Here is a 14257-nt window from a genome sequence, read left to right as displayed (position 1 = left end):
ATGCTCGTCCTTTGAGAGGGGAAGCCGAGACGGACGTGACATCAGAATGGCTCTAAGAACCAATCCGTTTTCGCAGCGCAATCGATAAGAAGATCTTATCGCAATCAGGAATGCTGATTGCATCGATCAATAGGACGGGTACGTTGAATTCAACTCTCGGTATTGCGTCCATATGTTCTGAATTTTTTGAGCAATGACGACATCTCTCGGTCGTCCAGCAATTTCGCGGAGCCGAGCGTCAGTACCTTGTAGTATTGCTCCGCGAGGATTTCGATTTCGGCTGCAAGCTCCAGTGCGTGCTGCAGCGTCTTTCCGATTGCAATTTGGCCGTGATTGGCCATCAGGCATGCGTCGCGATCTCTAAGACCTTCCGCGACATGATGCGCCAACTCTGCGGTGCCAAATGTTGCGTAAGGCACGCATGGGATATTTTTTCCACCTGCGGCGGCAACCATGTAGTGAAAGGCCGGTATCGATTTGTGCGCGCACGCGAGGACTGTAGCGTGCATGGAATGCGTGTGGACGATGGCGTTTCGGTCAGGCCGCGCATGATAAGCTGCAAGATGAAAGTGCCACTCGGTCGACGGTATCTGCCGCGCGTCAAAAATATTCCCCTCACCTGAAACGAAGACGATATCGGCCGGCTTCGTCTCGTCGTAACGCTTGCCCGAGGGCGTGATCAGCATGCCATCCTCGAAGCGACAAGACACGTTTCCGGTGCGGCCCGGTGAGAGCCCTGACCGGCTCATTTCGCGCGCCGTTTCGATAACGGCTTCGCGAAGACGCTTTTCGCCTGGCTGCCTGGCTCTCGTCATGCGGCGGCACTTTTTCGTTCTGGATAAAGCGACAGAAGTCCTTCTCGGGACGCCTTGCAAATGCCGCGCTCCGTGATGAAACCCGTGACGAGGCGCGCGGGCGTGACATCGAAAGCCGGATTGCGCGCGGGCGTCCCTTCCGCCGTGACAGCGACGGAGGCAACCGTGCCGTCGAACAACCGGCCTTGTACGCGCAGAACTTCTTCGGCCGCACGTTCTTCGATTGGAATGTCGGCGCCGTCAGCGATGCTCCAGTCGATCGTCGAACTCGGCAGCGCAACGTAGAACGGCACGCCGTTGTCATGCGCGGCAAGTGCTTTCAGATACGTGCCGATCTTGTTTGCAACATCGCCCGATGCCGTCACACGGTCGGTACCGACAATGATCAAATCGATGTCGCCGTGCTGCATCAGATGACCGCCGGCGTTATCGGCGATGAGCGTATGAGGAACGCCGTGGTGCAGAAGCTCGAACGCAGTGAGAGCAGCGCCCTGGTTTCTGGGCCGTGTTTCATCGACCCAGACGTGCACCGAAATTCCGGCGTCGTTTGCTTGGTAGATCGGCGCGGTTGCCGTTCCCCAATCGACGCAAGCGAGCCAGCCCGCGTTGCAGTGCGTGAGGACATTGACCGGCTCGCCGTTCTTTTTCGCGGCCAGCTCCTTAATCAGGGCAAGACCGTTGACGCCGATACGGCGGCACATCTCGACATCATCGTTGGCAATTCGTGCGGCCCGATCATAGGCTGCTTGAGCGCGATCGTCCGGAGACAGGGGCCGAAGGGCTTCGCGAAGATCATTCAGTGCCCAGCGCAGATTGATAGCCGTTGGGCGTTGCGCCGCGAGGAAAGCCACTGCACGTTCGAGCGCGTCGTCGGACGGATCACTGCGCATCGCGAGCGCGACGCCATACGCCGCCGTGACGCCGATGAGTGGGGCACCGCGCACTTGCATTGTTTTGATGGCGCGCGCCGCATCTTCGACGGTCGTCAGCGTCAAGCGTTCGATTTTATGTGGCAACGCCGTCTGATCGATGATGCCGACTGACCAATCGTCGGGCTGAAGCCAAATCGTGCGCGACGGCACACCGTCAATCTTCATAGTGCGACTCCCGCAGGGCCGATGATTTGGCAAATGCGATAATCTCGGCCGCAGCGTCAGCGGCCCCAGTCTGCAATAGCATATGCGCCGCCGGAAAGACGATCATCCTGGCGCCGCCTTTCCGACAAATAGCTTTTTGCATTGCGGTTTTTGAAACCAGCCAATCGTCTCGACCGTGCAGTGCCAAGATCGGACAGGAAAGCTTCGCAAAGTCGTCCCGCACATCGACTTCCGCCACGGCCCTAAGGCGCGCGGCGCGCACGGGGCGAGACAGATTACGGACGATTTCATTGACCTTTTGCCGCAATTCTGGGTCACCGTATGGTCCCATCAAAATTGTGTCTCTTATTTTTGGGGGCGTCGTTTCCGGATCAACGCGAGACGCCCTGCGCAAAAGCCAGCCTGGCCATGGCGCTTTGAGAAATGTCGCCGCGAGCAGCAGTCCTCTGATTTGGCGGCCGAGCTGGCTCGCAACGCGAATGGCGACGGGGCCGGAAAACGACTCGCCCAGAAGATAAACCTCCCGCGTGCCGATGACGTTGCGCACGAGTTCGGCGTAGCCTGCGTATCCCAAGCTTGGGTCGTTCGGGTAGCGGACGATCCGGACAGTGAATTCCGCCCCAAGGTGCCCGGCCAAGCGTTCGAACAATTCGCCAGTACCGTCGAGGCCGGGCAGAAGCACGATTTCTTGCGCACCGGCCACCATCTTCAGAACTCCGGAGGTCCGGACATCGGAATATTCACCGTCGCATCCAGTCCGCAACTTTCACACTTCAAGACATACCACTCACGATAGGGACGCGCCGAACGGTCGATGATTGCAATTCCGGATGAGCGGCAGACGGGACAGGCGTGGGGTTCGTCCGGCTGCGTCCGCCACGCAGCGATGCATGCTAACGCATCCTTCAACCGTTCAGCGGGTAAATCCACGACTGCGCCTAATGCCCCCCGAAGGCGACGAGCGCATGGCCTTTGACGCCGAGGCTACCCAGCCGCTTCATGCCACCGAGGTCCGGTAAATCGACGATGAAGGTGGCGCCTGCGATCGTTCCTCCAGAGCGTTGAACGAGCTTGGCCGCGGCTTCCGCGGTCCCGCCAGTCGCGATCAGATCGTCTACGATGAGCACACGGCAGCCTTTGGGAATGGCATCTTCGTGGACCTCTATGACGTCGACGCCGTATTCGAGCGTGTACTCCTGACCGATCGTTTTCCAAGGCAGCTTGCCCTTCTTGCGGATAGGAATGAACCCGCATTCGAGCCGATCTGCTATAGCGCCTCCGAGGATGAAGCCGCGCGCCTCAATGCCGGCCACAGCGGCAATTTTTTTGTCCTCGAACGGCTTCGCCATGTGTTTGATCGCCGTTTTCAATCCCTTCGGATCGGCAAGGAGGGTCGTGATGTCCCGGAACATGATTCCGGGTTTCGGGTAGTCAGGGATCGTCCGGATGAGGTCTTCAAGGTCTTGCACGTTCTTCACTCCCGCCCAATTGACGGCGCAAAATAGCAATATCGCTCGCATGTAGGTAGGCGGGGGCGCCACCAATGTGCCGATTGGCCAAAGCCGTGGCGAAATAGTGTTTGCTTGAGGGAATGACGACATGGCCCCCACTGGCTCCATTGCGATAGGCGATAGCGATTTCGGCTCGTTCTCGGACGAGACCGACGACCTGCCGAGAACATTCCGGCGCGAAAAGGAGGCCCGTGCACGGGCGGCCCGCGAACGCGCCGCGCAGGAGCGAGCTGCGGCTCCCACTCTTTCCACGGACCCCGTCGATTGTGTTCGACCGCAGCCCAGAATTTATGACCGTGCGGGGGACGATCTGCGCGACAGCAGTTCCGCTTCCGTTTCCGCTACGGTACGTGCGTTCGAGGTTCCGTTCGTCCATTTGATGACGTTTTTTCTCAGAGCCGTTTTGGCGAGCATTCCGGCTCTTCTGCTGCTCGGCGGCATCCTATGGGTCATGGGCGCGGGATTGGAGTTGTTGTTCCCACAGCTTGTCAAAATGAAAATCCTGATTAGCTTCCCGAACTAGGAACGCACCGAAAACGATCCCAAACAAACGTCATCCCGGCGAAAGGTCGGGATCCAGCCAAGCCTCAACGAGTCGTAGTTTAGCCGGCTTGCCTGGGCCCCGACCTGCGTCGGGGTGACGGGCGAGGAAAGCGCTGACAGTTCACAGACTGCGCGGGGATGACGACGTTGAGACGGCGTGCTTCCACTTACGAGTGTCATCATCGGCTTCATGCCGAGATCCAAGCGATCAGGAAGCCCGATGCGCGATGGATCCTCGGGAGAAGCCCAAACAAACGTCATCCCGGCGAAAGGTCGGGATCCAGCCAAGCCTCAACGAGTCGTAGTTTAGCCGGCTTGCCTGGGGCCCGACCTGCGTCGGGGTGACGGGCGAGGAAAGCGCTGACAGTTCCCCGCCTGCGCGGGGATGACGACGTGAGACGGCGTGCTTCCACTTACGAGTGTCATCGTCGGCTTCATGCCGAGATCCAAGCGATCAGGAAGCCCGATGCGCGATGGATCCTCGGGACAAGCCCAAACAAACGTCATACCGGCGAAACGCCGGGATCCAGCCAAGCCTCAACGAGTCGTAGTTTAGCCGGCTTGCCTGGGCCCCGACCTGCGTCGGGGTGACGGGCGAGGAAAGCGCTGACAGTTCCCCGCCTGCGCGGGGATACAGAAAGATAGGCTGTTCCGAGACGTTAGCCCAGAATACGGCCAGCAACAGCGTCGAGCTTTTTCAGGAGTTCGGGATCGCGCGCTTCCGGATGCGTGATGATCGCCACTTCGAGCGCTTTGTCGGAGCCGATCGGACATGCCGGATGTTCTCGGGGAAAATCCCTGGCCAGCCGCGCGACGAGACGCTGCGCTTTCTCGGTATTGGCGCGCATGACTTCAATAATTGCGGCGACGTCCACGTCCTCATGTTCGTCGTGCCAGCAGTCGTAGTCGGTGACCATGGCGACGCTGGCGTAACAAATCTCCGCTTCGCGCGCGAGCTTAGCTTCCGGCATGTTGGTCATGCCGATCACATCGCAATCCCATGAGCGATAGAGATTGCTCTCAGCGCGCGTCGAGAATTGCGGACCTTCCATCGCGAGATACGTGCCGCCGCCGTGGACATCAATCTTCTCCGCTTTCGCGGCTTTTTCGAGCGCCTTGAAAAGCAACGGGCTGACGGGATCGCCCATCGCGACGTGCGCGACGCATCCCTTGCCGAAGAACGACTTTTTTCGCGCAAAGGTGCGATCGATGTACTGGTCCGGTAGTACGAAGTCGCCGGGCTTGTATTTCTTCTTAAGTGAGCCGCAGGCCGAGACGGAAACGAGATCGGTGACGCCCGCTCGCTTCAACGCATCGATATTGGCGCGATAATCGATATCGCCGGGCGCCAGTTTATGACCGCGGCCGTGGCGTGGCAGGAAGCGGACAGGAAGCCCATCGATATCAGCGAACAATATGTCATCGGACGGAGACCCCCACGGGCTTTCTATGTGCCGCCACTCCGCATGCGCCAACCCGGGCAGATTGTAAAAACCGCTACCCCCGACGATCCCAAGAACCGATTGCGTCATTGTCCCTGCTCCACGCCCGTTACCGAACGCCACTTAAAAGAAAAAAGGCCCCGCATGCGAGGCCTTTTGCAGAGCTCGTCTCTTCGATCCGCCATCAATGCTTGATCGCTGACCAGATGCGTCTCTTGCCGATGTAAAGAAGCACGGTCGTGACGAGTAAATAGAGCATCACCTGCCAGCCGATACGCTTGCGCTGATCGAGACTCGGATCGGCGGTCCAGGACAAAAATGCGGCGACGTCGTGAGCATAGTTTTGGACGGTGTCGGGCGTTCCGTCCTGATAGCTCACGGCTCCATCCGAAAGCGGTGGCGGCATGCTGATCTGATGTCCAGGGAAAGCGTGATTGTAATACTTGCCGTCGACAAGGTGGAATCCCGCCGGCGGATCGCTGAACCCGGTCATCAAGGCATAGATATAGTCCCCGCCGCCTTCCTGATAGCTGTTGAGAATATCACCCAGCATCAGGAACGGATGAATGTACCACGGCGGGTCGCGTTCCACGGCCCGAGCGCGTGCCATCAGAGACAGATCCGGCGGCAAAGCGCCGTTCTGAGATGCACGCGCTTCCTGGTCGTTCTTGTACGGACCGAGGATGGGGTCCGACAGTAATGCTGGGCGCTCGAACATCTTGCCCTGGTCGTTTGGACCGTCGGTGATCTTATTTGGCCAATCGTGCGCCAATGCCTTCACGGAAGCTTCGGGAAACTCCGGGCCGCCAGGCTGCACCAAATTGCGGAACGCAACGCGCTTCAGGCTATGACAGTTCGAGCAAATCTGCTGATAGACCTGAAATCCGCGCTGAAGCTGTGCCTTGTCGAACTGCCCGGTGAACCCGGAGAACGACCAGTGCTGACGCGCAATTTCTGCGTGACCCTCTGCGGCGGATGCGGCGGCTGGAACCAACGCCATGGCTGCGACGATGCCAGCGAGAGCGTAAGAGAAACGTTTGATCATCGGTCCGTCTCCTCTCAGCGCTTTTCGGGGGCTGCGGTCGCGCCCGTCGGCAGTACCGCGCCGCCGCCGAGCACCGAGTCTGTAATCGAGCGCGGCAGCTTCTTGGGCGTCTCGATCAACCCGACGACCGGCATAACGACGAGGAAGAAGAGGAAATAGCAGACGGTGAAGACCTGAGCCCAAGCCACGTAGACGCCTTCGGCGGGTCGTGAGCCGAGGTATCCGAGGGCGATGCACGTGAACACGAAGAACCAGAAGAACCATTTGAAGATCGGCCGGTACTTGGCTGAGCGCACCCGCGACGTATCGAGCCAGGGCGCAAAGGCGATGATGATCACGGCCGAAAACATCGCGACGACGCCGCACAGCTTTGCATATTGGCCGAGCGGAATGATCCACAGGAACGTGCTCGTGAAGGAGCGCAGGATCGCGTAAAACGGCAGGAAGTACCACTCCGGCACGATGTGCGGCGGCGTTACCAACGGGTTGGCTTCGATGTAGTTGTCGGCATGGCCGAGGTAGTCCGGTACAAAAAACACGAACCATGCATAAAGAATAAGGAAGGCGAACAAGCCGACAGCATCCTTCGAGGTTGCATAGGGATGCATCGGGACTGCATCGCTCGGCTCCTTGAGATCAAGGCCAGTCGGATTGTTCTGGCCTGCCGTGTGCAAAGCCCAGAGGTGCAGACCGACGACGCCCGCAAGCACGAACGGCAGGAGGTAGTGGAGCGCGAAGAAGCGGTTGAGCGTCGTCCCGGAGACCGAATAGCCACCCCATAACCATTCGACGATAGCGGTTCCGAGGCCGTTGATCACGGTATCGAGGGCGGAGAAGAGGTTCGTGATGACGGTAACGCCCCAGAAGCTCATCTGACCCCAAGGCAGGGAGTAACCCATGAACGCGGTCGCCATCATCAGAAGCATGATGAGGACGCCCAAAATCCAGAGCACCTCGCGCGGCGCTTTATACGAGCCGTAATAGAACCCCCGAAAGATATGGACGTAGACGGCGAAGAAGAACATCGACGCGCCGACGGAATGGAAGTTGCGGATCATCCAACCATAGTTCACGTCGCGACGGATGTGCTCGACCGAATTGAAGGCTTCCGCAGCGCTCGGCTGATAGTGCATCGCGAGCACGACGCCGGTCACGATCTGCCCAACGAGCAGGAACGTAAGGATGCCGCCGAAAGTCCAAAGGTAGTTGAGATTGCGCGGCGTCGGAAAGTCAACGAATTGGCCGTGTATCATGCGTGCGATCGGCAAACGCTCATCGAACCATTTGCCCCAGCGCGATGTCGGCACGTAGGTCGAGGTATGACCGCTCATTGTTCGCTAGCTCCCTAGCCGATTTTTATTTTTGTGTCGGATGTGAACGCGTAGGGCGGAACTTCCATGTTCCGAGGGGCTGGGCCTTTGCGAATGCGGCCAGCGGTATCGTACTGCGACCCGTGACAGGGACAGAACCAGCCGCCGAATTCGCCGCGTTCATCGCCGAGCGCCTGGCCTTTCGGAATACAGCCCAGATGGGTGCAGATGCCGATGATGATGATCCACTTCTCATGCCCCTTCGTCGTGCGATTGGCGTCGGTGGCGGGATCGTTTTCGGGCAGGTTCTCGTTTCGGGCGAGGCCGTCGGGGAGCGTCTTAACGTCGACGTTCACGGCCGATTCGATTTCGGCTTTCGTGCGATAGCGTACGAAAATCGGCTTGCCGCGCCACATCACGGTGATCGCCTGTCCTTCTTTGACAGGCGACAGATCGACGTCAACCGAGGCGAGAGCCTTGGTGCTCGCGTCCGGGTTCATCTGTTGGATAAATGGCCAAAGAAGTGATGCCGCGCCGACGGCGGCAAATGCGTTTCCCACGACCACCAGAAAATCCCGGCGGTTCGGCTCGACTGCGTCAGTGGTCACGGGTGCCTCCAGTTTGAAGCGCTTGGGAACCACCGGAGGCCGAGACGCGTTGCTCGTGAGACGGATATTACCCGCTCCACAGCCGCCTGCGTCCGCTCCCAGTTTTCTTCATCCCTTAGAATTGTTCTGACAGCGTTTGGTCGCGGCCTCAAGCATGGCTGCGTTAAAGTGCGAGGGGCAATTTGGCGCATAGCCCCAACGCTATGGTACCGGGCAGGTCAACGGATTTCAGGGATGTGTTTCGTCATGCGCCTCGCGCTTTATCAACCGGACATTGCACAGAATACAGGAACGATCTTGCGGCTCTGCGCCTGCCTCGGCGTCCCTGTCGATGTGATCGGCCCCACGGGATTCGACATGAGCGACCGTGCGCTGCGGCGGGCGGCCTTGGACTATATCGATCACGTCGCGTTGGTGCGGCACACAAGCTTCGGCGCATTTTGGGAGGCCCGAATCGCGGCCGCGGAACCGAACCGGCTGGTACTGCTCACTGCGCACGCTGAGACGCCGCATCATGGCTTCGCGTTCAAGACGGACGATATTCTGATGCTTGGGCGCGAGAGCGCTGGCGTTCCTGAGGCGGTGCATCAGCAGGCAGACGCGCGAATCACTGTCCCGATGCGGCCGGGACTGCGTTCGCTCAATGTTGCCGTGACGGCGGCAATTGCGTTGGGCGAGGCCCTGCGTCAGACGGGAGGTTTCCCGGCAACCGCCAAAGATATTACGTCACTGTCGTAGGTGTGACACCTAAGTGCGGCAGATGTCGAAGACCCTTTTGATGGTCTTCATCAACGCATGCCGTTCGAGACTTATCTAACAGTGGCCGGAGCCGTTTCTGCTTCGCTTCTCGTGGCCGGTCTGCTCGCGGGGATGGGGGCTCAGAATAAAGATGCATGGCGAATTTGGCCTGCGCCGCCTGCCGGCTCGATCAAGAGCTTTGGTTTCTGGACGCTTTTTCGCACACTGAATGTCGCGGTACTCGTGTTGGCAACCGAGCGCCTCGTCGGGCTGACAACCGCCGATTCGCTGACGTTCACCCGGCTGGGGTTGGCGCTCGTCGCCATCGTGGCGTTTGCGGCCTATCTCTATGCGCTTTGGGCGCTCGGTCGTAAGGCGACCTACTGCCAGGCGAGCGGTCTTACGACCGACGGTATCTACCGATGGTCGCGCAACCCGCAGTATGCTACGGCCATCCTCGCGTTCGGTGCGCTTGGACTTGCGGCCTGGTCGTGGGAGCCGACGGCGCTGGCGGCAGCGCTCATCGCCGTTTATACGTTGATGGCCATCGCGGAAGAGCCTTGGCTTCAGGCACGATATGGTCGCGCCTATCATGTCTATCGGGCCGAGGTACCGCGCTTTTTCAATCTTCGCCACGCGCGGCACGAGCTTGGCGCCCTGATCTCTCGCAAAGCTCCGCCGTTTGCGAACCGTCGGGAGGGAAAATAACTGCAACTGCGCGGACGATGCGCCCCGTGCTATTCCGCTGCTTCCTGCGCAAGAAAGCCACCCGATTGGCGCTGCCACAACTGGGAATAGAGTCCGCCGCGCTGCAAAAGTTCGACGTGGGTACCCTCTTCGACGATACGGCCTTCTTCCATGACGACGAGCCTGTCCATTGCCGCGATCGTCGAAAGGCGATGCGCGATTGCGATCACCGTCTTGCCACGCATGAGGCGTTCAAAGCTTGCCTGGATTTCCGATTCAACTTCCGAATCGAGCGCGCTCGTCGCCTCGTCGAGAATGAGGATCGGCGCATTCTTCAAAAGCACGCGCGCGATCGCGATCCGCTGGCGCTGGCCGCCCGACAGCTTCACGCCGCGTTCACCGACGTGCGCGCCATAGCCCTTGCGGCCTTTCAGATCCTCAAGATTGAGGATGAAGTCGTGCGCCTCGGCCTGTTTCGCAGCGGCGATCATCTCGGCCTCGGATGCATTCGGCCGGCCATAGAGGATGTTATCGCGTACGGATCGATGCAGCAGCGACGTATCCTGCGTGACCATACCGATTTCGGCGCGCAAGCTATCCTGCGTCACATGCGCAATGTCCTGGCCGTCGATCAGGATGCGACCGCCCTCCAGATCGTAGAAACGGAGCAGCAGGTTGACGAGCGTCGACTTGCCCGCACCCGAGCGACCGACGAGGCCAACCTTCTCGCCCGGCCGAACTGTAAGCGACAGATCTTCGATGACGCGCGGCGGCACATCCTCCGACGCGGCGCGCCCCGCGCCGTAGTGGAAGTGAATGTGATCAAACCGGATCTCGCCACGAGGAACGATCAACGGTTTCGCTTCTGACGTGTCCTGCAGGAGGTTCGGAAGCGAAATCGTCTCCATTCCTTCGTGCACGACACCGATGTTCTCGAACACGTCGGCAATCGTCCACATTACCCAACCGGACATTGTCACGATGCGGATGACGAGGCCGCTCACGACTGCGATATCGCCGACCGACACGTGGCCCTTGGTCCAAAGGACGATCGCTAATCCCGTCGTCGCGACGAGAAGGACGCCATTCAGAGAGTAGAGCACTAGCTCCATGCCGGTGATGAGCCGGAGGGACGCCTGCCACTTCTGCATTTGCTCGGTCAGCGCTTCGCGCGCATAGATGTCCTCACGCTCTGCGTGCGCAAAGAGCTTCACCGTCATGATGTTCGTATAGCTGTCGACAATACGGCCGACGAGCATGGAACGCGCCTCGGACGATTCAGTCGAGCGTTCCTTGATGCGCGGCACGAAATAGCGCAGCGCGAAGATATAGGCGGCGAGCCAGACGATAAGAGGGATCGTCAGGCGCCAGTCGGACGCCGCAAAAAGTAAGGCCGAGCCGACAAACTGCACCGATGCGTACCACAGCGCGTCGATCAACTGGACGATGCTTTCGCGGAGCGCCGTTCCTGTCTGCATAATCTTGTTGGCAACGCGGCCGGCGAAATCGTTTTGAAAGAAGCCAAGGCTCTGGCGCAGGACGTAACGATGGGTCTGCCAGCGGATGCTCGACGTCGTTCCCGCCGAGATCATCTGGTTCTTGATGAAGTCGTGCGCGGTCGAGACGGCCGGACGCAGGATCAGCGCAACAACGGCCATCATTGTAAGCGTTCCGGCATACGTCGAGACGAATGTCGACGGATCGCCATGCGTGCGCATTTTATCGACGATGGAACCCACAAAGCCCATCAATGCGACCTCGATCGTCGATCCAAGGCAGCCAGCAATCAACAGCAACACGAAAAATGGCCAGAGCGGCTTGATGAAAAACCAATAGAACGACCACAGCTGCTCCGGCGGGCGCGTCACGTCGCGCTCGGCGAAAGGCTTAATGCGGGTTTCTCCCCAATGGAGAAGACGGCGGAACATTATCGTTATCGCAAGCGTAAGCGGCGCCTAGTCGCAAGTGCGGGAAAATCCGACTGGCGACGGCGACCGGACATTGATCATGGATAGGAGTTAGGGCTAAGGGTCCTTTCAGTCAAAAACAAGGCCCAAAACCGAATAGCAGATGACCAAATCCGATTTGCCCCTCGATCAAAAAAAAGAACAGGCGCGCGCGTGGTTCGAGCGCCTTCGCGACGATATCGTCGCCGCTTTCGAGAAGCTCGAAGGGAGCCTGCCGGAAACGGCACCTCATGGTACCGATTTGGCCGCGCAGTTCGAAGCCAAGCCCTGGTCGCGAAAGGATCATACGGGCGCCGACGGCGGGGGCGGCGTCATGAGCATGATGCATGGTCGCGTGTTCGAAAAGGTCGGCGTCCATACGTCGACCGTGTACGGAGAATTCGCCCCTGAATTTCGCAAGCAAATTCCGGGAGCCGACGAGTCTCCGAATTTCTGGGCGTCCGGCATTTCGCTGATCGCGCATCCGCGCAATCCGAATGTGCCTGCGGTCCATATGAACACGCGAATGATCGCCACCAGCAAATGGTGGTTCGGCGGCGGTGCCGACCTTACGCCCGTGCTGGAAACGCGTCGAACGCAGTCGGACGCCGATACGCTCGCGTTCCACGCCGCCATGTACGGCGCATGCGCGGCGCATCCCATCGTCGATTATCAGAAGCTCAAAGCGTGGTGCGATGAATATTTCTTTCTGCCTCACCGAAATGAGCCGCGCGGGATCGGCGGCATCTTCTACGACTACCTGACGCCATCCGACGCCGATGGTGGCTGGGATGCCGCATTCGCCTTTACACAGGATGTCGGCAAGGCCTTCGCAAGCGTCTATCCGATGCTGGTGCGTGGGAATTATTCGATGCCGTATTCCGATGAGCAGCGCGAAGAACAGCTTGTTCGTCGCGGCCGCTACGTCGAATACAATTTGCTTTATGATCGCGGAACGATGTTCGGGCTCAAGACGGGCGGAAACGTCGAAAGCATCCTGTCGTCGATGCCGCCTGTGGTGAAGTGGCCATAATCGCCCTGGCATTGTGGCCATTTGGCCAGCCCGGCTGGCTGGCCTTCGCTTGCGTCCAACCACTCTGCTGGACCCTTTCTGCAGTATCCGTATAACGTCGGCCGCGGAACCGCTCACTTCAGCGCGCAGGCTGAATGATCGATATGTGCGCCCCGCTTGTGTTGCGTGCGCCGGTAACGGCCTTCTGGGGGAGGCAAAATGAAACGCCTCGTCTGTTCACTGGACGGTACATGGAACGACGACGGTCCGTTACCGCTGACCAACGTTGCCAAACTTCACAGCGCCATTCCTCCGAGAGATCGCAGAGGCGTGCGCCAACTCGTCCGCTATATCTCCGGCATTGCGACCGAGGAAGGACAGCGTTTCAATTTTCTTCGCGGCGCGTTCGGGTTCGATGTCGCGCGCCGGATCAAGCTCGGTTACGAGTTCCTTCGCGATGCCTACGATCCCGGAGACGAAATCTACCTCTTTGGGTTTTCGCGTGGCGCTTATGAAGCGCGCAGTCTCGCGAGCTTTGTAACGCTGTTCGGCATCGCGCGGCGCGACGCCGATTTTTCCGTCGATGAAGCCTGGGATCTCTACAGACAGTCGGATCACAAGCGCGATGTCGATACCCTGGCACGCCTCAGCGCAGCTTGCCATTATCCGGTTCGCATCCGCTGCGTCGGCGTCTGGGATACTGTCGGCAGCATCGGCAATCCCTATTCGGGTCCGGCGCGGCTCAGCCGAAAACTTGCGTTCCACGATATGCGGCTGCACGACACGATCGATGTCGTCCTGCACGCATTGGCGATCGACGAAACGCGCGGACCGTTCCGGCCGACGCTCTTCACGCTGCCGGAAGGCATTCGGCTTGCACCTCATCAACACGTCGAACAGGTCTGGTTTCCAGGCACGCACGCCGATGTCGGGGGCGGTTGGCCGAATACCCAGTTATCCGACATCTCGCTCCTATGGATGGCCCAGCGCATCATGGCGAAGACGGGATTGAAAATCGACATAGCCAAGCTCAGGCGCGGCGCCAATGCTGATGCTCTCGGGTTGCAGCATTTCTCCGCGACGGGCTGGATTTATGCCTTTTCGCGCCGGGTGCCGTACAGGCGCGTTGTTCAGGAGGACTTCGGTGCTACGTCAAAACGGCGGCGGCGATGGCGTACAGGCAGGCTCCCCGATGGGCTGGTTTCAATAAATGAACTGGTCCACGACAGCGTCTATGCGCGCCTTGGGCATACGGTGCGCGAATTGCGGGGCAATGCCGTGCGCGAATTCGTTTACGAGCCCGAAGCGATCTCTGCCGGCGTTGCTACCCCGGTCCAGGCTGCAGAAATCACCGAGATCGACGCGCGCGTGGCATAGCGTGGCGAGAACCGCACCTTTTTTGCAAATGCTTTCTTTCTTGGAGCGATGCATCGCCGCAGTTGCACAGCCGCCCCCACGTGCCACATGATGCTCACGCTGCGTACGGCGCGTGCATGCAGCCGC

At 59.4% G+C, this 14257-nt stretch carries 15 protein-coding genes; 5 read left to right on the top strand and 10 right to left on the bottom strand.

Annotated elements, in window-relative coordinates; genetic code table 11:
• Positions 1 to 149: 149 nt before the first annotated feature.
• Genes VHB22_RS02230 through VHB22_RS02210 form a run of 5 tightly spaced genes read right to left on the bottom strand, consistent with a single transcriptional unit; the run spans position 150 to position 3432 of the window.
• Positions 150 to 815, bottom strand: coding sequence for a class II aldolase/adducin family protein (locus tag VHB22_RS02230; protein WP_325455320.1), 666 nt, complete (start codon positions 813 to 815; stop codon positions 150 to 152).
• Positions 812 to 1912, bottom strand: coding sequence for an S-methyl-5-thioribose-1-phosphate isomerase (mtnA, locus tag VHB22_RS02225; RefSeq protein ID WP_325455319.1), 1101 nt, complete (start codon positions 1910 to 1912; stop codon positions 812 to 814). The genes VHB22_RS02230 and mtnA overlap by 4 nt, the downstream gene beginning before the upstream one ends.
• A complete protein-coding gene (locus VHB22_RS02220) occupies positions 1902 to 2618 on the bottom strand; it encodes an alpha/beta hydrolase (RefSeq protein ID WP_325455318.1) in 717 nt (238 codons plus the stop codon). The genes mtnA and VHB22_RS02220 overlap by 11 nt, the downstream gene beginning before the upstream one ends.
• Positions 2619 to 2620: 2 nt before the next feature.
• On the bottom strand, positions 2621 to 2842 hold the full coding sequence (locus VHB22_RS02215; RefSeq protein WP_325455317.1) for a hypothetical protein: 222 nt from the start codon (positions 2840 to 2842) through the stop codon (positions 2621 to 2623).
• 8 nt (positions 2843 to 2850) lie between these two features.
• On the bottom strand, positions 2851 to 3432 hold the full coding sequence (locus VHB22_RS02210) for an adenine phosphoribosyltransferase (protein ID WP_325455355.1): 582 nt from the start codon (positions 3430 to 3432) through the stop codon (positions 2851 to 2853).
• 79 nt (positions 3433 to 3511) lie between these two features.
• Here VHB22_RS02210 and VHB22_RS02205 point away from each other — a divergent pair, with 79 nt between their 5' ends.
• On the top strand, positions 3512 to 3946 hold the full coding sequence (locus VHB22_RS02205) for a hypothetical protein (protein ID WP_325455316.1): 435 nt from the start codon (positions 3512 to 3514) through the stop codon (positions 3944 to 3946).
• Between the two features lie 679 nt (positions 3947 to 4625).
• On the opposite strand, the gene VHB22_RS02200 is transcribed toward VHB22_RS02205, so the two are convergent.
• The 4 genes from VHB22_RS02200 to petA all read right to left on the bottom strand — a co-directional run bounded on the left by VHB22_RS02200 (position 4626) and on the right by petA (position 8371).
• Entirely contained in the window at positions 4626 to 5498 is an 873-nt protein-coding gene (locus VHB22_RS02200) for an S-methyl-5'-thioadenosine phosphorylase (protein ID WP_325455315.1), read from the bottom strand.
• A 94-nt stretch (positions 5499 to 5592) separates the two neighbouring features.
• Complete coding sequence (locus tag VHB22_RS02195; RefSeq protein ID WP_325455314.1) at positions 5593 to 6453, bottom strand: cytochrome c1; 861 nt, start codon at positions 6451 to 6453, stop codon at positions 5593 to 5595.
• A gap of 14 nt (positions 6454 to 6467) precedes the next feature.
• Positions 6468 to 7784 (bottom strand): cytochrome b, encoded by a 1317-nt coding sequence (locus VHB22_RS02190; protein WP_325455313.1) that lies wholly within the window; start codon positions 7782 to 7784, stop codon positions 6468 to 6470.
• A gap of 14 nt (positions 7785 to 7798) precedes the next feature.
• Positions 7799 to 8371 (bottom strand): ubiquinol-cytochrome c reductase iron-sulfur subunit, encoded by a 573-nt coding sequence (gene petA, locus VHB22_RS02185; RefSeq protein WP_325455312.1) that lies wholly within the window; start codon positions 8369 to 8371, stop codon positions 7799 to 7801.
• A gap of 246 nt (positions 8372 to 8617) precedes the next feature.
• Here petA and VHB22_RS02180 point away from each other — a divergent pair, with 246 nt between their 5' ends.
• Both VHB22_RS02180 and VHB22_RS02175 read left to right on the top strand, forming a co-directional pair.
• Complete coding sequence (locus tag VHB22_RS02180) at positions 8618 to 9109, top strand: tRNA (cytidine(34)-2'-O)-methyltransferase (protein ID WP_325455311.1); 492 nt, start codon at positions 8618 to 8620, stop codon at positions 9107 to 9109.
• A gap of 81 nt (positions 9110 to 9190) precedes the next feature.
• Positions 9191 to 9817 carry a PEMT/PEM2 methyltransferase family protein gene (locus VHB22_RS02175; RefSeq protein ID WP_325455310.1) on the top strand — a complete coding sequence of 209 codons (627 nt, stop codon included), beginning with the start codon at positions 9191 to 9193 and terminating at the stop codon, positions 9815 to 9817.
• Positions 9818 to 9846: 29 nt separating this feature from the next.
• Here VHB22_RS02175 and VHB22_RS02170 read toward each other — a convergent pair whose 3' ends face one another.
• Positions 9847 to 11724: an ABC transporter ATP-binding protein gene (locus VHB22_RS02170; protein WP_325455309.1), complete on the bottom strand. Its 1878-nt coding sequence runs from the start codon at positions 11722 to 11724 to the stop codon at positions 9847 to 9849.
• Between the two features lie 142 nt (positions 11725 to 11866).
• On the opposite strand from VHB22_RS02170, the gene hemF reads away from it, so the two are divergent.
• Entirely contained in the window at positions 11867 to 12775 is a 909-nt protein-coding gene (gene hemF / locus VHB22_RS02165) for an oxygen-dependent coproporphyrinogen oxidase (RefSeq protein ID WP_325455308.1), read from the top strand.
• A 198-nt stretch (positions 12776 to 12973) separates the two neighbouring features.
• Positions 12974 to 14131, top strand: a complete 1158-nt coding sequence (locus tag VHB22_RS02160) for a DUF2235 domain-containing protein (RefSeq protein ID WP_325455307.1) — start codon at positions 12974 to 12976, stop codon at positions 14129 to 14131.
• The last annotated feature ends 126 nt before the right edge of the window (positions 14132 to 14257 follow it).

It is taken from the genome of Hyphomicrobium sp. (assembly GCF_035548195.1).
Taxonomy (GTDB): Bacteria; Pseudomonadota; Alphaproteobacteria; order Rhizobiales; family Hyphomicrobiaceae; genus Hyphomicrobium_B.
This window is presented reverse-complemented; position numbering and strand designations above follow the sequence as displayed.